Origin of the sequence: Sedimentitalea nanhaiensis DSM 24252 (genome assembly GCF_000473225.1) — a bacterium.
Classification (GTDB): Bacteria; Pseudomonadota; Alphaproteobacteria; order Rhodobacterales; family Rhodobacteraceae; genus Sedimentitalea; species Sedimentitalea nanhaiensis.
Genome location: NZ_KI421509.1, coordinates 2,095,605 through 2,115,441 on the forward strand (window position 1 = coordinate 2,095,605; position 19,837 = coordinate 2,115,441).

General features: G+C 62.8%; 20 protein-coding genes. 6 read left to right on the top strand and 14 right to left on the bottom strand.

Annotation, left to right across the window (positions count from 1 at the left end; all coding sequences use genetic code 11):
- Positions 1–55: 55 nt before the first annotated feature.
- From NANH_RS0112045 to meaB, 5 genes are all read right to left on the bottom strand, one after another.
- On the bottom strand, positions 56–532 hold the full coding sequence (locus NANH_RS0112045; protein ID WP_027262264.1) for a copper chaperone PCu(A)C: 477 nt from the start codon (positions 530–532) through the stop codon (positions 56–58).
- Positions 533–580: 48 nt separating this feature from the next.
- Positions 581–931 carry a hypothetical protein gene (locus NANH_RS0112050; RefSeq protein WP_036049803.1) on the bottom strand — a complete coding sequence of 117 codons (351 nt, stop codon included), beginning with the start codon at positions 929–931 and terminating at the stop codon, positions 581–583.
- Between the two features lie 125 nt (positions 932–1,056).
- Entirely contained in the window at positions 1,057–1,344 is a 288-nt protein-coding gene (rpmB, locus tag NANH_RS0112055; protein ID WP_027262266.1) for a 50S ribosomal protein L28, read from the bottom strand.
- A gap of 150 nt (positions 1,345–1,494) precedes the next feature.
- A complete protein-coding gene (locus tag NANH_RS0112065) occupies positions 1,495–2,298 on the bottom strand; it encodes an alpha/beta fold hydrolase (protein ID WP_027262267.1) in 804 nt (267 codons plus the stop codon).
- Entirely contained in the window at positions 2,295–3,272 is a 978-nt protein-coding gene (gene meaB / locus NANH_RS0112070) for a methylmalonyl Co-A mutase-associated GTPase MeaB (RefSeq protein ID WP_027262268.1), read from the bottom strand. The genes NANH_RS0112065 and meaB overlap by 4 nt, the downstream gene beginning before the upstream one ends.
- Positions 3,273–3,380: 108 nt before the next feature.
- On the opposite strand from meaB, the gene hrpB reads away from it, so the two are divergent.
- Both hrpB and NANH_RS0112080 read left to right on the top strand, forming a co-directional pair.
- Positions 3,381–5,846, top strand: a complete 2,466-nt coding sequence (gene hrpB / locus NANH_RS0112075) for an ATP-dependent helicase HrpB (RefSeq protein ID WP_036049806.1) — start codon at positions 3,381–3,383, stop codon at positions 5,844–5,846.
- A 116-nt stretch (positions 5,847–5,962) separates the two neighbouring features.
- Complete coding sequence (locus NANH_RS0112080) at positions 5,963–7,384, top strand: hypothetical protein (protein WP_027262270.1); 1,422 nt, start codon at positions 5,963–5,965, stop codon at positions 7,382–7,384.
- A 177-nt stretch (positions 7,385–7,561) separates the two neighbouring features.
- On the opposite strand, the gene NANH_RS0112085 is transcribed toward NANH_RS0112080, so the two are convergent.
- Together NANH_RS0112085 and gndA are read right to left on the bottom strand one after the other, a co-directional pair.
- Positions 7,562–8,311 carry an SDR family NAD(P)-dependent oxidoreductase gene (locus NANH_RS0112085; RefSeq protein WP_027262271.1) on the bottom strand — a complete coding sequence of 250 codons (750 nt, stop codon included), beginning with the start codon at positions 8,309–8,311 and terminating at the stop codon, positions 7,562–7,564.
- Positions 8,308–9,738 carry an NADP-dependent phosphogluconate dehydrogenase gene (gene gndA, locus NANH_RS0112090; RefSeq protein WP_027262272.1) on the bottom strand — a complete coding sequence of 477 codons (1,431 nt, stop codon included), beginning with the start codon at positions 9,736–9,738 and terminating at the stop codon, positions 8,308–8,310. The genes NANH_RS0112085 and gndA overlap by 4 nt, the downstream gene beginning before the upstream one ends.
- Before the next feature lie 165 nt (positions 9,739–9,903).
- On the opposite strand from gndA, the gene NANH_RS0112095 reads away from it, so the two are divergent.
- A complete protein-coding gene (locus NANH_RS0112095) occupies positions 9,904–10,362 on the top strand; it encodes an NUDIX hydrolase (RefSeq protein WP_027262273.1) in 459 nt (152 codons plus the stop codon).
- Positions 10,363–10,445: 83 nt separating this feature from the next.
- The gene (locus tag NANH_RS0112100) at positions 10,446–11,924 is read left to right on the top strand and encodes an inorganic phosphate transporter (RefSeq protein ID WP_027262274.1); all 1,479 of its coding nucleotides are present in this window, start codon (positions 10,446–10,448) and stop codon (positions 11,922–11,924) included.
- Positions 11,925–11,941: 17 nt separating this feature from the next.
- Here NANH_RS0112100 and NANH_RS28540 read toward each other — a convergent pair whose 3' ends face one another.
- The 4 genes from NANH_RS28540 to NANH_RS0112125 form a co-directional block, all read right to left on the bottom strand.
- A complete protein-coding gene (locus NANH_RS28540; protein ID WP_154665573.1) occupies positions 11,942–12,082 on the bottom strand; it encodes a hypothetical protein in 141 nt (46 codons plus the stop codon).
- A gap of 81 nt (positions 12,083–12,163) precedes the next feature.
- A complete protein-coding gene (locus NANH_RS28545; protein WP_154665574.1) occupies positions 12,164–12,307 on the bottom strand; it encodes a hypothetical protein in 144 nt (47 codons plus the stop codon).
- Between the two features lie 444 nt (positions 12,308–12,751).
- A complete protein-coding gene (gene argF / locus NANH_RS0112120; RefSeq protein ID WP_027262275.1) occupies positions 12,752–13,678 on the bottom strand; it encodes an ornithine carbamoyltransferase in 927 nt (308 codons plus the stop codon).
- A 76-nt stretch (positions 13,679–13,754) separates the two neighbouring features.
- A complete protein-coding gene (locus tag NANH_RS0112125; RefSeq protein ID WP_027262276.1) occupies positions 13,755–14,930 on the bottom strand; it encodes an aspartate aminotransferase family protein in 1,176 nt (391 codons plus the stop codon).
- Positions 14,931–15,245: 315 nt separating this feature from the next.
- Between NANH_RS0112125 and NANH_RS0112130 the strand changes: the two genes are divergently transcribed.
- Entirely contained in the window at positions 15,246–16,712 is a 1,467-nt protein-coding gene (locus NANH_RS0112130; RefSeq protein WP_027262277.1) for a flavin-containing monooxygenase, read from the top strand.
- A gap of 39 nt (positions 16,713–16,751) precedes the next feature.
- Here NANH_RS0112130 and NANH_RS0112135 read toward each other — a convergent pair whose 3' ends face one another.
- Both NANH_RS0112135 and NANH_RS0112140 read right to left on the bottom strand, forming a co-directional pair.
- The gene (locus tag NANH_RS0112135; RefSeq protein WP_074920671.1) at positions 16,752–17,213 is read right to left on the bottom strand and encodes a GFA family protein; all 462 of its coding nucleotides are present in this window, start codon (positions 17,211–17,213) and stop codon (positions 16,752–16,754) included.
- A 29-nt stretch (positions 17,214–17,242) separates the two neighbouring features.
- Entirely contained in the window at positions 17,243–17,539 is a 297-nt protein-coding gene (locus NANH_RS0112140; RefSeq protein WP_027262279.1) for a putative quinol monooxygenase, read from the bottom strand.
- 260 nt (positions 17,540–17,799) lie between these two features.
- On the opposite strand from NANH_RS0112140, the gene NANH_RS0112145 reads away from it, so the two are divergent.
- Positions 17,800–19,026 carry an MFS transporter gene (locus NANH_RS0112145; protein ID WP_027262280.1) on the top strand — a complete coding sequence of 409 codons (1,227 nt, stop codon included), beginning with the start codon at positions 17,800–17,802 and terminating at the stop codon, positions 19,024–19,026.
- Here the strand turns inward: NANH_RS0112145 and NANH_RS0112150 are convergent.
- Positions 19,016–19,828, bottom strand: a complete 813-nt coding sequence (locus NANH_RS0112150; protein ID WP_027262281.1) for an ABC transporter permease — start codon at positions 19,826–19,828, stop codon at positions 19,016–19,018. The two genes, NANH_RS0112145 and NANH_RS0112150, sit on opposite strands and share 11 nt — an antisense overlap.
- Positions 19,829–19,837 lie beyond the last annotated feature (9 nt).

Consider the following 19,837-nt stretch of genomic DNA (forward strand, 5'->3'; position numbering starts at 1 on the left):
CGGCCCGCGTTCGGTCGACGGCCGCAGAGCGGCCCGAGACAGGACGCTTGCGCTCCTAGCTGCCCTGCTTGTGCTGCATCCCGCCGTGTTTGGGCTTGCGTGTCAGGTCCACTGGCACGTCGACAGTCATCTCTCCGGACTTTTCAAAGATGAGGGTCAGCGGGACTACATCACCGTCGTTCAAAGGCATCTTGAGACCCATGAACATGACATGATCGCCGCCGCGCCGCAGCGCATGGCTGCCCCCTGCGGGCACCGGAATACCGCCCTCGATCTGGCGCATCTGCATCACACCCTGATCGTTTTCGATATGAGTGTGCAATTCAACCCGCGCGGCAATATCCGAACTGGCCGCGATCAGGGTATCATCCTGATCGCCATTATTCACGAGGGTCATGAAGGCCGCGCCCGTCACCGAACTACTGGTAGCGCTGCGCGCATAGGGCTCCATCACCGTGATGTCGCCCGCTTGGGCCACACCGGTCAATGTCAGGGCGGCTGCGGCCGCCATAAGGGTGGTTTTGAGGGACATCGCGTCTCTCCTTTGCAAAAGTTGTCTGAAAATCGAAAGAAGGGATCGTCAGACGGGCAAAGGCGGCGCACGGGCCAGACGGACCGGGCACAGACGGGCGCTGCGTGGGGCGGAGACAGGCGGGTACGCCAATTGCGGCGCGCGCAGCACTTGTAGCGGTACGGTATCGGGCGCGGCGACATGGGCCAGCAGGGTCAGCGCGTAATCCGGGCAGATATACGGCGGTCCCACCGGGACACCGTTCTCATCGACATCGACCATGACTGGCCCGGTGCCGGTACACAGCTCGATCCGCCCCGAAGCCCCAGGAGCACCGCGCGCAACGGCCATGCCCAGACTTGTCAGCAAAAGCAGCAAGACCAGACCAAAGCCGGCAAATGTGCGCAGTGTAAGAGCCATATCAGCGGTGGTATATGCCCGCCTGACAAATGCGTGCAAGCGCAATCGGACCGCACCAATGCAAACAGCCCCGCAAAAATCGCGAGGCTGCATCAGCCCTGTCAGCTGACAGGTCGAAAGATCGATCAGGCGGCGGAAGCGGCCTTGGCGATCTCTTTCTTGACCTTCAGCGCGTTGGTCGACAGTTCGTCGTCCTTGGCTTTGGCCAGGAACGCGTCCAGACCGCCCCGGTGATCGACGCTGCGCAGCGCCGAAGCCGAGATCCGCAGCTTGACGCCACGTCCAAGGATTTCGGACTGCAGGGTCACATCATTCAGGTTGGGCAGAAACCGGCGGCGGGTTCTGTTTTTCGCATGGCTGACATTGTTGCCAGTCATCGGGCCTTTTCCGGTCAATTCGCAGCGGCGCGACATGTCACTTACCTCGTCTCATCTGGGGTGCGGATCATCCCGCATCACAATACAAAAAGGCGCCGCACGGGCCGCGCCTGGAATTCTGTCTGGTGCTGATAGGCGCAAAGGCCGGCCCCGTCAAGCCGCGTCAGGTCGTCCATCCGCGGATTATCACAGGTCTGACGCTTTCAGCACGCCGGCGACACGCCGCGCAGTTTCCGCAAGACCCGGGCGCCCGCGTTCGGCGGCATATTTTGCCAGCCGCGACCAATAAACCGCCGAATCACTGCGCAAGTTGCGGTGTTCCTGCACCACCCAGCGCCGATCCAACCGATCTTGGCGCAGGCGAATCTGGATTCGCCCATACGACCCGCCCAGCCGCAGGATCTGAGTGGCAGGATGCCCTCCACCGGGCAGCGCGCACAACTGCAGGCCAGGAAACAGCTTTGAAATGGCACGCGCATTGCGACGATCCCGCACTCGGAACGGGTCATAGGCCAGAATTCCGCGCAAACCCGGCTTGCCCCTGCTGGCCAGATCGCCCAAATCGGGATCGAAGCCGCCGGCACAATCGACATAACGCCCGTCCCATGGCACGACCGACGGGTGGATCGAGACCTGGGGCGAGATCAGCACCACCCGCCCCAGACGCAGCGCGCGCGCAAAACGCAGTGCGCCATAGCCTCCCATTGAAAATCCCATAGCCCGGACCGCCGTATAGCGTGACGAAAGCCCGCGCAGGACCCTTTCCAGGTCTACAGTCTCAGAGTTGATGAACCAGTCGTTCTCGCTCGATTGCAGATGCAGATGGGCATGGCCATGATCGGCAAAAGTCAGCACCGGCGCAGGGTCGGAAAAACCGCCGGACCCGGCCACCCGTTGACGGAAGCTGACGAACAGCCGCGCACCATCGGGGTTAAACAGCGTCGCTCGCAGCCGGTCGCCATCAAAGATGCGATGCGGCGTCAGCGTCATCTATGCAGATGTTGCTCAAGCATTTCGCGCGCCGCCGCCGAGGGGGTCACGACACCATCGGCGACCAACGTGCCCAGCCGCACCATCTGCTGTCGCACTTCGCCTTTTTGCAGCTGCGCCAGCACACCTTGACGCACATCCTCGTGGAACCAGTATTCTGCCTGCGCCGCGCGCCGGGCATCCCAATGGCCGGTCTCCTTGCGCCAATCCACCAGCGCCTGCATCTCGGCCCATGCCTCGGTCAGTCCGTTTTCCTCGATTGCCGAGACCATCATCGCCTTGGGAAAGCCCTTGGGATCCTGCGGACGCTTGCGCAGCAGGCGCAGCGCCCCGGCATAATCCGAACAGGTTCGCATCGCCGCGGGCTTCAGGTCGCCATCCGCCTTGTTGACCAGAATAACGTCGGCCATTTCCATGATACCGCGCTTGACGCCCTGCAGTTCGTCGCCCCCCGCCGGGGCCAGCAGCAACAGGAACAGATCGCTCATTTCCGCCACCACGGTTTCGGATTGCCCGACACCGACGGTTTCAACCAACACCACATCGAATCCGGCGCCTTCACACAGCGCGACGGCTTCGCGGCTGCGCCGGGCGACGCCACCCAGATGCGTCTGGCTGGGCGAAGGGCGGATAAAGGCATTGGGGTCGCGTGACAGCCTGTCCATCCGGGTTTTGTCGCCCAGGATAGAACCGCCCGACCGGGTCGAGCTGGGATCGACCGCCAGCACCGCCACCCGCAGCCCCTGCGCGGTCAACATCATCCCAAAACTTTCGATAAAGGTGGACTTGCCCACGCCCGGCGTCCCTGACAGACCGATGCGCAGCGCCTGACGCCCCTTTGACGCGACATGTTCCAGCAGAGCCGTGGCCTGTTGGCGATGATCGCTGCGTTGGCTTTCCACCAGCGTGATCGCCCGCGCCAACGCCCGGCGCTCGCCTGCCAGTACCCTGTCACCCAGTTCTGTCATGTCCATGCCTGCCCCCGCGATTTGGTGCCCGCTACATGACGCAGTGCGCGCCGGTTTGTCCAGACCATCCGCACCCGTCTGGACGCCGCTGCGACCATTGGCGATAAGGCGGGGATGACACTGACCGCTCCCTTGCCGATCGACGATGCTCTGCCCGAGCTGATCGCAGCCATGCAGGCGCAGGGACGCGCCGTGTTGCAGGCCCCGCCCGGCGCAGGAAAAACGACGCGGGTGCCGCTGGCGCTGCTGGCCGCCGGGCTGGTGCCCAAAGGCTTGCGTATGATCATGCTCGAGCCGCGCCGCCTGGCCGCGCGGGCCGCCGCCGAGCGGATGGCCAGCACGCTGGGCGAGCCGGTGGGACAGACTGTGGGTTACCGGATGCGGGGTGCGGTCAAAATCTCGTCTGCAACGCGAATAGAGGTGGTGACCGAGGGCATCCTGACGCGGATGCTGCAATCGGACCCCGACCTGCCCGATGTCGGCATGGTGGTGTTCGATGAATTCCACGAACGCTCGCTGAACGCGGATCTGGGTCTGGCCCTGTGTCTTGAGGTCGCTGGCGCGCTGCGCGAGGATCTGGGCCTGCTGGTGATGTCCGCAACCCTGGATGCCGAACCCGTCGCGCGGCTGATCAAAGCGCCGATGGTGACATCCGAAGGGCGCAGCTTTGCGGTGCAAACCCGCTGGCTGGAGCGCCCCCTGGGGCCGAAACCCAGGCTGGTCGATGCGCTGGTGGACCTGGTGGTGCAAGCCGAAGCCGAGACACGCGAGATGGGCGGCGGCCTGCTGGTGTTCCTGCCCGGCCAAGGAGAGATCCGCCGCGCAGAGGGCGCTTTGCAGCGTCAGTTGCCCACGTCCTGTACTCTGCGCCCGCTCTTCGGGGCGATGCCCTTTGCCGCCCAACAGACCGCCATCGCGCCGGTACCGCAGGGCCGCAAGGTGGTGCTGGCGACCTCGATCGCGGAAACCTCGTTGACCCTGCCGGACATTCGCGTCGTCGTCGACATGGGGCAAGCCCGCCGGGCCCGGTTCGATCCGGGGTCGGGCATGTCGCGGCTGGTGACAGAACGCGTCACGCGCGCCGAGGCGACCCAGCGACAGGGGCGCGCCGGACGGGTAGCCGAAGGCGTGTGTTACCGGTTGTGGACCCAGGGCGAAGAGGGCGCATTACAAAGCTTCCCACCCGCGGAAATCGAGGCAGCCGATCTGACCGGCCTGGCGCTGGAGCTGGCGTTGTGGGGTGCAACCGAAGACGACCTGGCGTTTCTGACCCCGCCGCCCGAGGGGGCGCTGGCCGAGGCACGCAGCCTGCTGATGCTGTTGGGGGCCCTGGACGAAACGAGCCGGATCACCGCGCATGGCAAGACACTGGCCGCCCTGCCCCTGCATCCGCGACTGGCACATATGCTGGCGGTGGCCGGACCTCAGGCCGCTCCGCTGGCCGCGCTGATCGCCGAGCGCGATCCGCTGCGGGGCGCACCGTGTGATCTGGCGTTGCGGTTGCGGGCCTTGCGAGATCCGCGCGGGTTCGGGCGGGCGCATCCCTATGAGGTCAACACCGCCGCGCTGACCCGGATCACAACCGAGGCCAAACGGCTGGGCCGTGCGATACGACAGAACCGCGCCAATGGCTTGAGCCTCGCCGAGATGGCGGCGCTGGCCTATCCGGACCGCATCGGACAGCGCCGCCCGGGCGAGGCCCCGCGCTATGTGCTGTCGGGCGGCAAGGGAGCCGTTATGCGCGACGGCGACCCGCTGGCCACCGCGCCCTTTATTGTGGCAACCGATACCGATGGCGATCCGCGCGAGGCAAAAATCCGGTTGGCTGCCCAGATCGGCGTGGCCGAAATCCGCAGCCTTTTCGCGGACCGTATACAGTGGCAGGATCTCTGCGAATGGTCACGCCGCGACCGCCGGGTACTGACGCGCCAACAGGAACGATTCGGCGCGCTGGTGCTACAGGATCGGATCTGGAAAGATGCCCCGGACGACGCGGTGGCCCGCGCCATGCTGGACGGAGTGCGCGATCTGGGGCTGACACTCAGCGGCGCGGCGTTGCGATTGGCGGCGCGGGTTGAACTGGTGCGTGCCACGGGTGCCAATCTGCCGGATTTCTCGACCCAGGGGCTGCTCGACAGTCTGGAGGATTGGCTGCTGCCGCTGCTGACCGGGGTCCGCAGCGGCGCGGATTGGAAAAAATTCGATCCGCTGCCTGCCTTGCGCGCGGCGTTGACCTGGGAGCAGACCCAGATGCTGGATCGATTGGCTCCGTCGCATTTCGCCACCCCGCTGGGGCGGCGCGTGCCGATCGACTATGGCGGCGAGGCTCCGGAAATCGCGGTACGATTGCAAGAGATGTTCGGAGTCACCCGCCACCCGACCAGCGCCGGCGTGCCCCTGAAGGTCACCCTGCTGTCCCCCGCACAGCGCCCGATCCAGATCACCCGCGACCTGCCCGGGTTCTGGACCGGCTCTTACGGCGATGTGCGCAAGGACATGCGCGCACAATACCCCAAACACCCCTGGCCCGAGGATCCGACCCAGGCCGACCCGACGGTGCGGGCAAAGCCGAGGCGGTAGATATCCCCCGGCCTTATCACGACAAATTTCCTTTGTTTCGTCATGGGGTATAGCCCTAATGTGACGGACTGCTATCAAAACGCGATTTCATTTCAGAAGATGATTGGACCAATCTCATGGAAAAGCCAGATCCTGAACCGCAGCGACAGGCCAAGATCCGCATCGACATATCCGATATACCTGAGACTCTTGGCGAGAACGAGCACCGGGTGGAATACCGCAAGGAATTCCTGAAGTGTGTGAGAGCGAAATCAGACGAGCCTTTGTCCTTCATCTGGCTGGAAGGCGACACTGTCTGCCTTGGGATAGGGCACTCGGAAATCGAAATGTTCCGCCTGGATTTTGCCGGGAAGACGAATGTCACGATCGGTGAAGTGCTGAAGCTTGCCTATTTGATCAAGCATCATTCCAAACCCACGCAGGAAGATATTGTAGAGCAGTTTGGCGAACCGGAATACAAGCAGCAGCTCAAATACAACGCGGACGATGCGAGAGCCGGGTTTGCCGATTTTCCATTCCCCGACGACATTCCCAAACCCGATCTGCCCGAGGAAGGCGACGGGCAGGAAATCTCGGCAACGCTCGCCAGAGGGCGGGGCAAGGCGAATGGATTGGTGGTGGGAATTACCCACAAGGACAACAAGTCCAGAGAGCCGATGCTGGACATGCTTGACAATTCCCAATGCCCCGAGATCGTCTTTATCGAAGAGATCCAGAGCGGTGCGCAGGAGTTGCTGGACTATTTCCTGTCGCCCGACTGTGACGCGGACGAGATGCCCAGAGAGCTTGAGGACGTTTTGCTGCGATTGGACCAGGAATATGGCAAGGATCAGTATGGCGGCGAGAATCTTGGCGAATTCAGTTTTCTCGCCTTTGTTCTGAAGGCCAAGGCAAAGGGGATCTCCGTCGTCGGGCTGGATGCGCCCGAATGCAAGACCGACCAGAGCGACGAGGCGGTGTATGGCGCAAAGCGGTGCGCGGCCATGCACAATCATTCAATGCAAGTCATACAGGAGCGGCTTGAACGCCACCCGGACGCGACCTTTCTGATCGCCACCGGTGCTGCGCATGTGAACACCCATATCGGCGGTGTTCCCGGATTCTGCCAGTTGCTGAACATACCCGGAATTACCATGGAAAATGGCGGGCCGCCCATCGCGGCCGAAGAGATCGAGGAATTCCGAAAGTTCCGTACGGACCCAGAGATGCGCGCGATTCACGAATTGCACGCAAAGTACCCTTTGTCGAAGGCACACCCATCCTTGAGGGAAGACGACGAACAGCAGCTGCAACGTCTGCGCCAGATTGAGGCCGATGCCGAATTTGCCGAGAAGGTGGCGGAATGGGAACATGCAGAGTTCGAACAGTCCCTGACCGAGTCCGGTCTGTCAAAGAAGCAGCAGAAGATTCTGCTGTTCATTCCCGGGGTCGAAAAGCACTACAAGAAAAAAATCCGAAAAAAGAAAAGCGCGGAACGTATGCAGAGACGGGACAACGACAATAATCAGCCTGCGAAAAAGGACGGTTCCAAGAAATAGCGCCTTGGCGGGCCGCGATCTTCGCGGACTCCAACCTTGGGCCATTGCAACCGTAACGCAGCAGCGGAACCGATCACAACGATGCCTAGATGAGCTCGTCCGGGTGTGACAAGCGGGCGAAGTGCCGGTCAGGCCGAAACGCAGCCGCGCGCCATGGCGTCCGGTCAGCGACTGCCTTTATTTCCGCAGACTGGGCAACCCGATTCCGGTGGCCTGAAATCCCCCATCGGCGGCCAGTATCTGTCCGGTGATGAAACTGGCATCGTCACCCAGCAGGAAAGCAATAGCGGCGGCGATCTCGTCCTCGGAGCCATAGCGGTTCAGTGGCAGCGCGTCGTGATAGGCGGCGCGGATGTCGGGCGTGTGCACCGCCAGCGCCAGCTTGGTGTCAACGGGTCCCGGTGCCACCGCGTTCACCCGGATGCCCAACTCGCCCAATTCCACCGCCTGTTGCAGTGTCAGTTGCGCCAATGCGGCCTTGGAGGTGCCATAGGCCACGCGCAGGGTACTGGCGCGCAGGCCCGAAATCGAAGTCACATTGACCACTGCGCCGCCGCCATCCGCCGCCAGCAGATCGGTGAACGCCTGGGTCATCAGGAACGGGCCGTCCAGGTTGGTCGCCAGGACCGTGCGCCAGCGATCATAGGTCGTGTCGCGGATCGGGCCGAAATCCGCGACGCCTGCGTTGTTCACCAGCCCGTCCAGCACGCCGATCCGCTGACTGATCTGATGCAGCGCACCCTCGACCTGTTCGGGAATCGACACATCGGCCAGTACCGCATGCACATCGCTCAGCTCTTGGGCGGCCTTGTTCAGCTCGGGTTCGTCACGGTCCAGGATCGCCACGCGCCAGCCCGCCGCCAACAACCGTTTGGCGGTCGCCAGTCCAATCCCACGGGCCGCGCCCGTCACCAATGCTGTCTTCATCCCGTGTTGTCCTTTGTCGATTGCAATTCCCCGACCCAATCGCCGTGATGGGTACCGGGCCGATCCAGCCGATGGAACCCATGGGCGCCAAACATGTCGCGCTGCGCCTGGATCAAATTCGCCGTACTGCGCCCGCGCCGCAAGCTGTCATACCAGCCCAGGGCAGCAGACAGGGACGGCACTGCCAGCCCCGACAGGGTGGCCGCGGCCACCACCTGCCGCAGTGCGGGGATGCTGGCGGTCAGGCGCGCGCGCAAAACCGGCGAAAGAACCAGATGACCAAAGGGAAGGTCGCCCCGCAACGCCAATGCCAGATCATCCAGCAAGGCCGAGCGGATAATGCATCCCGCACGCCAGATTTCGGCAATCCGGGCCGGATCAAGCGACCAGTCATACGCCTCGGACGCCGCCTGCATCACCCGAAAGCCCTGAGCATGCGCCAGGATACGCCCCGCCAGCAAGGCCTGTTCCAAAACCTCTGGCGGCGGAATTGCACCCGGCTGAACCGCCGGGAGCAGATGTTCGGCGGCCACGCGCATGTCCTTTTCTGCCGACCAGGCCCGCGCCGCCACCGCCGCCTCGATCGCGCTTGCGGATTGGCCCAGCTTCAACGCTTCGATCACGGTCCAGCGCCCGGTGCCCTTTTGCCCGGCGCGATCCGAAATCAGATCGACCAGGGCATGTCCGGTCTGCGGGTCAACCGTGCGCAGGGCCCGAACCGTGGTGTCGATCAGAAAGGACTGCAACGGCCCGTCACGCCAGGCGTCAAACCGCTCTGCGATCTGCGCCAGTGCAAGCCCTGCACCATCGCGCATCAGCCCGTAGATCTCGGCGATCATTTGCATATCGGCATATTCGATACCGTTGTGCACCGTTTTGACGAAATGCCCCGCTCCGTCGGGACCGACGTGGGCGACACAGGGATCTCCCCGGAAGCGCGCGGCGATCGCGTGCAGCATCGGTCGCAGCTGCGCCCAGCTTTGATCGCTGCTGCCGACCATCATCGACGGGCCATGACGCGCGCCCTGCTCACCCCCGGACACGCCCATTCCGACATAGTGCAGCCCGCCCGGTTGCAGATCGGCGGCACGGGCGCGGGTGGCGTTGAAATCGGCGTTGCCGCCGTCGATGATCGTGTCCCCGACATCCAGCAGCAGCCGGATCCGGGCGATCATGTCATCCAGCGGCGCGCCCGAGGGGATCATGAACAGCACCGCACGGGGCTGGCGCAGAATGGCGACGAATTCGGACAGGGATCGCGTCGGATGCAGACGAGCGGCAAGCGGGCCGGCCCCGGCCATTGCAGCGTCTATTTCCGATGCATCGCGGCTGGCGATGGCCACATCATGGCCACGCTCGGCCAGATTCAAAGCCAGGGCTCGACCCATTGTACCCTGCCCAAAGATACCTATCTCTGCTTTTGCCATGGTGCCAATTCCCGCCGCCTCATCGCACTCAGCATGGGCGGACGGTCAGTCGGGCGCAAGGGTGCTTGGATCCGCTCCGAGCGGCCCCTGTTTGGCTTTTCGAAAAATTAGCGGTAAACTGGATGTATAATAAAAAAGTTACGAGTTCGCAGGCATAAATAGATGATGACAAACGCTTTGACCAAAGCATGGACGGAACTGGTGCGCCCAATGTTGCGGCGCCCCAAGAGGGTGCAGATGGCTGCACTGTGCTATCGCGACAGCGACTGTGGCAAGATGGTGTTGCTGATTACCAGCCGTGACACCGGCCGTTGGGTCGTTCCCAAGGGCTGGCCCATAGACGGCATGGACGGACCGCAAGCCGCACTTCAGGAAGCCTGGGAAGAAGCTGGCGTCAGCAAGGCCGAAGCGGATTTGCATGCGATCGGGCAATATGACTACCTCAAGGGTCTGGACAACGGTGCCGAGGCTCCCGTCGAGACGCAGGTCTATCTGGCCCGCGTCATCGATATCGTGGCCGATTTCCCCGAAGCGGATCAACGCCGCCGCAAATGGGTAAGCCCTCAGGACGCAGCCAACATGGTGGACGAACCCGGTCTGAAAACTATCCTGCGCAGCCTATGACGCCGGGCACGCAGCGCTCGAATGTAGTTGACTCTAACAGACGCGGCAGGCACGAACCCGGCGCGCAATAACCGGGCAGACCTATGGCGAATTCACCGATCGGCAACCAGTGGAAAACGCTGGACACGGATCTGAACCGGATCAGCCATATCGAATATGCCACCGCCTATGTCTCGCGCCCGTTGGTTGCGGGGGGGGTGGCGCTGGCCTTTATCGGTGTTGCGGCCCTCGTGGGGGCGGTGATCCTTGGGCAGGGGCCCGGGCACTTGGCGGTCATTTTCGCCGCCGCTTTCGGTGCCTATATGGCGATCAATATCGGCGCCAACGATGTGGCCAACAATATGGGCCCCGCCGTTGGAGCAAAGGCGCTGACCATGGGCGGGGCGATCCTGATCGCCATCGTGTTCGAAAGCGCGGGCGCGTTGCTGGCCGGAGGCGATGTGGTCTCGACGATCTCCAAGGATATCATCGACCCCGTCAGCATGCAGGACGCGCACCTGTTTGTCTGGGCCATGATGGCCGCGTTGATCTCATCCGCACTTTGGGTCAACCTGGCCACCTGGATCGGTGCGCCGGTCTCGACAACACATGCCGTTGTGGGGGGGGTGATGGGCGCGGGTATCGCCGCCGCCGGTTTCGGCGCGGTGAACTGGCCCACGATGAGCGCGATTGCCGCCAGCTGGGTGGTCTCACCGCTTTTGGGCGGCGCGATTGCGGCCCTGTTTCTGGCGCTGATCAAGACGCGCATTATCTATCAGGATGACAAGATCACCGCCGCGCGGCGCTGGGTTCCGGTGCTGATTGGTCTGATGGCCGGAACCTTCACCACCTATCTGGCGCTCAAGGGGCTGCAACGGCTCATTAAAATTGAGCTGGGCCAGGCTGCAACATTCGGCCTGATCATCGGGGTGCTGTGTTGGCTGCTGGCCCGACCGCTGATCCGTCGGCAATCCGAGGGCCTGGAGAACCGCAACAGGTCGCTCAAGACCCTGTTCGGCCCGCCGCTGGTGATTTCCGCCGCCCTGCTCAGCTTTGCCCATGGTGCCAATGACGTTGCCAACGCGGTCGGACCACTTGCAGCCATCGTTCATGCTACCCAGTTCGGGAATTTCGCCGCTCAGGTGTCGATTCCGATCTGGGTCATGATTATCGGGGCGTTCGGGATCTCGTTTGGCCTGTTCCTGTTCGGCCCCAGGCTGATCCGCATGGTCGGTGACCAGATCACCAAGCTGAACCCGATGCGCGCCTTTTGCGTCGCGCTGTCCGCTGCGATTACGGTCATCCTGGCCAGCGGCCTGGGCTTGCCGGTGAGTTCCACTCATATTGCCGTCGGCGGCGTATTCGGAGTCGGGTTCTATCGCGAATGGCACATGGAGCGACGCCTGCGCGCCTTGGCGTTAAGCCCGGACGTAAAACGCATCGCACCCGAGGAACGCCGCCGCCGCAAGCTGGTGCGACGGTCGCATTTTCTGACCATCGTCGCCGCCTGGGTGATTACGGTGCCCGCTGCTGCCGCGATGTCAGCGGTCATCTTCCTGTTGCTGAACGCGATTGTCGACTGAAACCGGTGCGAGCATGTTCAGTCGATACTGGAAATATCCTTGAGATCCGTCTCGAAGCCCTTGAGGTTTTTCTCGTATTTCTTCCATTCAGCGTCGTTCTTGGCAGCCTTTTTCAAGGTCTGCGGGTTTCTTCTTGATGGTCTTGATGGGATCGCCATGGCGGTTTTCCGGCAAGGGGAACGGACGGGGTGCATTTTGGGGCGCGGGCATTCCGGGCGGGAGCGTTTGGGAATCGCTCCCTAATTATGCCGGAGCGCCGTGTTTTTGTGATAGGCGACGATCTTATTCCCGATCTTGATGTATTTCGGATTCGTCGGGCCGAAATCGTTGGCCGTCGCCTTATCCGACATCAGTGCGCCGATCTCGCGAATATGACGTGCCACCTCACCATGAGCGGCTTCCTGCCGCCGTTTCGCGGCGGCGACGCGGGTTTCGTATTCGGCTTTTATCGCTCCGATCGCGGTCAGCGTCTTGCCCAGCCTCGCGCTTTCCGTCTTGATTTCGGCGGCGCTGTGATTTTACCCGACAAACGCCTCGAACCCGCGCCCCAGGTCCCTCATCTGGCGTTCGACTTCGGAAATCGACCGGTCCAGACAGGCCAGCGCAACCGACACCTCGTCGCGAGCCTCGGTAAAGGCCTTAGTAGAGGCCTTGGACTCATTGTATTTCCGGGTCCGTCGGCCCCTTTCATCTCTCCTGCATGACGGCGGAAATGCCGGTTGGGCCGGGCCGGCGCATGGGGTTGCAGCGGACCCGGTGGCACCGACACTAGCGCCGGACCGGTGCCGGTTCTATGAACTGGCTCACGCAGCCGAAGCGAGCGTGAATCAGACCCCCAGGCACCAGCGCATGATCGCCTTTTGCGCATGCAGGCGGTTCTCGGCCTCGTCCCAGATCACCGAATGGGGCCCGTCCATCACCTGCGAAGTGACTTCTTCTTCGCGGTGCGCGGGCAGGCAGTGCATGAACAGCGCGTCGGGTTTGGCCTGCGCCATCAGCGCCGCGTTGACCTGATAGGGGCGCAGCATATTGTGACGCCGCTCGCGTGCGGATTGGGCATCATGCATCGAAACCCAGGTGTCGGCCACCACCAGATCGGCATCCCGCACTGCCTTGTGGGCATCGCGCTCGATGGTAATGCTCGATCCCTTGCTGCGGGCAAAGCCGACAAAATCGGCCTCGGGATCGAGCTGCGCCGGGCCGGTAAAGGTCAGGTCGAACCCAAATTGCCCGGCGGCATGCAAGAACGAGGCACAGACGTTGTTTCCATCCCCGGTCCAGACCACTTTTTTGCCAGAAATCGGGCCACGGTGTTCCTCATAGGTCATCACATCGGCCATGATCTGGCAGGGGTGGGTACGGTCGGTCAGCCCGTTGATCACCGGCACATCAGCATATTCCGCCATCTCGGTCAGCACGGCTTCGTCAAAGGTGCGGATCATGATCAGATCGACATAGCGCGACAGCACGCGGGCGGTGTCGGCGATGGTTTCGCCATGGCCCAGTTGCATGTCACTGCCCGACAATACCATGGTTTCGCCCCCCATCTGGCGCACGCCGACATCAAAGGACACCCGCGTCCTGGTCGAGGGTTTTTCGAAAATCAGCGCCACCATGCGCCCGGCCAGCGGTTGCGTGTCGTCGGCGGCACCTTTCGGGCGGTCCAGCCGCGCCTGTTTCATCCGCCCGGCCTGATCGATCATGGCGCGCAGGTCGGCAGGGTCGGTTTTGTGAATGTCGAGAAAATGTTTCATCGTCTTATCGCTTTGTTGTTGCGGTTGCCGGGGGCGCTGCCCCCGGACCCCCGGAGTATTTTTGGCAAGAGAAAGATCAGGCTGCTTTGATTGCAGACGCCGCACGATCAAGGCGGCTCAACGCCTCGGTGATTTCCTCTTCGGAGATGGTCAGGGGCGGCAGCAGTCGGATTACATTGTCGGCGGCGGGAACGACGATCAGATCCACGTCATAGGCGGCCTGCAGCACGTCGGTGTTGGCCGCCTTGCATTTCAGACCCAGCATCAGGCCCGACCCGCGCACCGCTTCGAACACCTTTGGATGCGCTGCGACCAGCCCTTCGAGGCTTTGGCGCAGCTGGCCTGCCTTGCGGCCGACCCGATCCAGAAACCCGGCATCGGCGACGATATCCATGACGGCACAGCCCACCGCACAGGCCAGCGGGTTGCCGCCATAAGTGGACCCATGCGTCCCCGCGACCATACCCGAGGCAGCGGTTTCCGTGGCCAGCACTGCACCCAGCGGAAAGCCGCCACCAATACCCTTGGCCACCATCATGATATCCGGCGTAATCCCGGACCATTCATGGGCGAACAGCTTGCCGGTGCGGCCCATACCGCATTGCACCTCGTCCAGAATCAGCAGAATGCCATGCTCATCGCAGAGATCGCGCAGCCCCTTGAGGCATTGATCCGGCAAAGGTCGGATCCCGCCTTCGCCCTGGACCGGCTCGATCAGGATCGCGCCAACGGTATCGGTGATCGCCGCCTGCAACGCCTCGTGATCGCCCCAGGGCAGATGCACAAAGCCGGGCAGCAGGGGGCCAAACCCGCCGGTCATCTTTTCCGATCCCGCTGCGGCAATCCCCGCAGACGAGCGGCCATGAAACGCGCCTTCGAACGTCACGATGTCGGTGCGCTGCGGCTGGCCTTTGTCGTGCCAATATTTGCGCGCCATCTTGACCGCCAGTTCGCAGGCTTCGGTGCCGGAATTGGTAAAGAACACCGTGTCCGCGAAGGTGGCGGCGACCAGCCGGTCGGCCAGCGCCTGCTGTTGCGGGATCTGATAGAGGTTGGAGACATGCCACAGCGTCTGCGCCTGTTCGGTCAGCGCCGCCACCAGAGCCGGATGGGCGTGCCCCAGGGCATTGACCGCGATTCCCGCGCCAAGGTCCAGAAAACGTCGCCCGTCGGCCTCGATCAGCCAAGAGCCTTCGCCCTTGACGAATGTCAGGGGCGCGCGGTTATAGGTCGGCAGAACGGACGGGATCATCGGATCATCCTTTTCAGGCAAGAAACCCTGTGAGTGCCTCACAACGGGTCATTGGGTCAACGTTTTTTGAAAGGGGGCGCGCCTGCAAAGGCGCAATGAACACGGCAGCCGTTATGCGGTTTGGCGTCGGCGTCGGGCAAAAAGGATATGCTTGGCGGTGTTCATGCGCCGGTCTTAGGCCAGAGTTTCCGGCAAGGAAAGCGTTTTTTGCGGCGGGGTTTGAAACGGATCGAGGCATGTGACGCGACGGATCGCTTTGCGCTACATAAAATCGCGGCCATGATCCGACCACAAACACCAGCGAGGAGTGAGGCGATGACCGACAGCCAGGACCATTTCGACGTGTTGATCGTGGGGGCCGGAATGTCGGGGATCGACGCCGCCTATCATCTGTCGCGCACCCTGCCTGACATGCGGTTCGCGATGCTGGACAGCAAGGACAGTTTCGGCGGCACATGGCACACGCACAGATTTCCGGGCATCCGCTCGGACAGCGATCTGTATACATTTGGGTTCGAGTGGAAACCCTGGACCGGGGTGCCCATCGCCACGGCCGACGAGATCCTGCGCTATCTGGACGAAGCGCTGGACGAAAACGATCTGCGCCGCCACATCCGGTTCGGCCAGACGGTCAGGGCCGCCAGATGGAACAGCGGGACCAACCTGTGGACCGTGACCGTGGAGCGCGGCGTTGAAACCGTCACCCTGACCTGCCGGTTCCTGTGGATGTGTTCAGGCTATTACCGCCACACGCAAGGCTATCAACCCGACTGGCCGGGGATGGGCGATTTTACAGGACAGATCGTGCATCCGCAGCACTGGCCACAGGATCTGGACCACACAGGCAAGCGCGTTGTGGTCATCGGCTCGGGGGCGACGGCGGCAACGCTGATCCCGGCGATGGCCGAGACGGCGGCGCATGTGACCATGCTGCAACGCTCGCCGACCTATTATTATCCGCGCCCCAAACGGGACGAGCTTGCGACCACGCTACAGGCGCTGGACATACCACAGGACTGGGTGCACGAGATAATGCGCCGCAAGTTCCTGCAGGACGGCAAGACCATGGTCCGCCGGTCCCGCGAAGAACCACAGGCGGTGGCCGCCGAACTGATCGGCGCCGCGCAGGCTTATCTGGGTCCGGATTACGACGTCGCCACCCATTTCACGCCCAGCTACCGCCCCTGGCGGCAACGCGTCGCCATGGTGCCCGATGGCGATCTGTTCGTGGCCATCCGCTCCGGGCAGGCCTCGGTTGTCACCGACACGATCAAACGGATCACCGCAACCGGCATCGAACTGGATTCAGGCCAGGTTTTGGAGGCCGATATTATCGTCACCGCCACCGGGCTGACGCTGAGCGCATTGGGCGATGTGGCGTTTCAGGTCGATGGCGCACCAGTGGATTTGACCCAAAGCTGGACCCATCGCGGCGTGATGCTGACCGGCCTGCCGAATCTGGCGATGGTGTTCGGCTATCTGCGCACCAGCTGGACGATGCGCGCCGATCTGGTATCGGATTACGTCTGCCGCCTGCTGGCCCACATGCAGGACAGGGGGGCTGCGTCGGTCACCCCGGCCCTGCGCGACACCGACCGTGACATGCCGGTCCGGCCCTGGATCGACCCGGAAAACTTCAACGCGGGCTATATCCTGCGTGCGCTGGACGTGATGCCAAGGCAGGGCGACCGCCAGCCGTGGCTGATGACGCAGGACTATTTCGACGACCGCATCACCCTGCCCGCGGCCAATCTCGAGGATGGCACGCTGGTCTATCGATAAACCGGACACAGCTTTCGGCTGTGCGAGAAACCGGCGCGATCACGGCCCGAACAACGCCGCCCACCGCGCCAGACGATCCTGCGGCCAGACCTGTGCAATATCGTAAAACCCCTCAAAGGCCGGAATATCCCCGGCCAGCATCACCCAAGGCTGTTTGCTGGCGGTAAAGATGTGAACATCCGGCGGGCATGCAGAGGGCTGGTCCAGGGTTCCGACCCGCACGTTGCGCAGCTTGCCTTCGCGGATCAGATAAGCGCTGAACAGCGCGACTCCGCAGACCGCACAACGGGTCACCACCTGCCCCTTGCCGCTGCCGGAAGGAAAGGTCGCTTCGGCCACGGGCCCGTGGAAATTGACCCGTTCGGCTTCGATCAGGGCGTTCAGCACAAAGGCAGAACCGGTCTGCCGCTGACAATCCCGGCAATGGCAGCAATGAACGGACATTGGCTCTGACATCAGGCGATAGGTCACCGCCCCGCATCCACATTGTCCTGTCAGCATCTGGATCTCTCCTGTTGCGGGGGCGCGGTTCAGCCCTGGACCAGATCGTAATGCCTGATCGTCCGGCTCTCGACCAACTCGGCCTCGGCCGGGTCGATATGGGGGGTCTGGTAATCCTCGCCCACAAAGGCCTGAAGCGACGCCAGATCGCGCCACACCATGACAAAACTGAATTCACGTGGGCTGTCGGCGCGGGCGCGTCCGGGCAAGATGGTCTCCAGCCCCTCGGTGCGCCGCATCAGCGGGATCGCCGTGTCGTGAAAGAACCGGCTGAACGCCTGTTCTTTGCCAGGTCGGGTCGTGACCTGAAAGATGCGCATGATCATTGACTGCCCTCCTTTCTGCAGGGGCAAATATTTTGCAGATAACGCGCGGAGACATCCTACCCTAACATTTTCTCGCCGGATCGTACAGAACGGTCAGGCAAAACGGTCCGCCTGGCCATGGTCTCGGACCTGGCCCGCCCGCAAAACGCTCGCCGCTCCAGCGGGCAAAAGCGACCCCTGAAAACGTCGTGTTTGCGGGCGACCCGCGCTGTCTACTTTGACAGTCTTGACACAAAGCAAGCAACCCAGAGAGACGCACGATGCACGAGAAACGCATACCGGAATGGGTCCGCCATGCCCCAGCGCCGGGGATTCGCGGCTTTGCCACTTTGGCGGGGCTCGAGGCTGTCGTGCGCGGTATCCTGATCTCGGTATTTCCGCTCATCCTGTACCAGGCGCTGCAGGATGCACAGGTGGTGTCGGCGCTGTATTTTGCGGTTGGTATCGCGTCTCTGGTTGCCGGGCTGATGGTGCCCTGGCTGATCCGGTTCGTACCCCGCCGCCGGGTCTACAGCACCGGCGCGCTGCTGTATGTGGCCGCCGCCGCGCTGGCCATCGAGGGCAGCGCCAACAGCATTGTTCTGGCGCTGGCCCTGAACACAGTCGCCACCGTGATGACCTTTGTCTGTTTCAACGCCTATGTGCTGGACTATGTGGCCCGGGTTGAACTGGGCCGTTGCGAGACGTCGCGTATGTTCTACAGCGCCCTGGGTTGGACCGTGGGTCCAGTCGCTGGGGTCAGCCTGCTGCACGTGTGGTATCCGGCACCGTTCCTGATTTCGGGTGCTGCGGCGCTGGTCATGCTGGCGACCTTCTGGTTCATGCGGCTGGGCAATGGCAAGCTCATCACCAAGGCGCACCGGGTGCCACCCAATCCGCTGGCGTTCCTGCCCCGGTTCTTTGCCCAGCCGCGGCTGGTGGCAGGCTGGCTGTTCGCCGTGATCCGGTCCTGTGGATGGTGGATCTATGTGGTATACCTGCCGATCTTCGCGGTTCAAAGCGGACTGAGCAACCAGTTGGGCGGTCTTGCACTGTCGATCACCAACGCCAGCCTGTTCGCCGCGCCGCTGATCCTGCGATGGATGCAGCGCCAGCCCTTGCGCCGCGCGGTGCGCACCGGTTTTGCCGCCTGCGGCGCGCTGTTCTGCCTGGCCACCCTGGTGTCGGGTCTGCCGGTGGCGGCGGTTGCGGTGCTGATGGCGGCGTCGTTCTTTCTGATCGTGTTGGATGTCTGCGCCGGTCTGCCATTCCTGATGGCGGTGAAACCGTCCGAGCGCACCGAGATGTCGGCGATCTATTCCAGCTATCGCGACGTGTCCGGCATCGCCACCCCGGGTCTGGCCTGGCTGGTGTTGCTGGTAACGCCGTTGGCCGGTGTCTTTGCCGCCGGAGGGGCGGCGATGTTTGTCGCCTATGGCATCGCCCGGCATCTGCATCCGCGTCTGGGTCAGGCGCGGCTGGCGATGGAGCCTGCGGTCAGGACTTGAGCCGATAGCCGGTTTTCAGCATCCACCAGGCCAGCATGGTCACCGCCAGCACGCTGGCGCAGACCACCCCCAGCCCCAGCATTGGCGGGCTGTCCGACACGCCGATCACGGCAAACCGCACCCCGTCGATCAGATAGAAGATCGGGTTCAGATGGGTCACCTGCATCAGCCCCGGAGGCAGCGACTGCACCGAATAGAACGTGCCCGACAAAAAGGCCAGCGGGGTCACGATAAAATTGGTGATCGCCGCCATCTGATCGAACTTCTCGGCATAAATCCCCGCAACGATGCCCAACGCTCCCATCAGGGCCGCCCCCAGTACCACAAACAGCAACGTCAGCAGCGGGTACTGCGGCACGATCCCCAAACCCAGCGCCAGCCCGACGCCAATGGTCAGCGCCACCACCGTGCCGCGCGCGATACCACCGGCCAGATAGCCCAGCACCAGTTCGCTCGCCGACAACGGCGGCATCAGCGTATCGACAATATTACCCTGCACTTTGGAAATCACGATCGAGGACGAGGTATTTGCAAAAGCGTTCTGAATCACCGTCATCATCAGGATACCCGGCGCGATAAAATGCAGGAACGGCACCCCCATCACATCGCCCCGCCGCGGCCCGATGGCGATATTGAAGATCATCAGAAACAGCGCGGCGGTGACCAGCGGCGCCAACAGCGTCTGGGTCCACACAGCCGCAAAACGCTTTACCTCGCGCGACGCCAGCGTGTGCAGCCCCAGCCAATTTACCCAGCCAAAGCGGCGCATACCCGGCTGGCCCGACTCTCCCTGTTGCTGCATCCGTCTGCC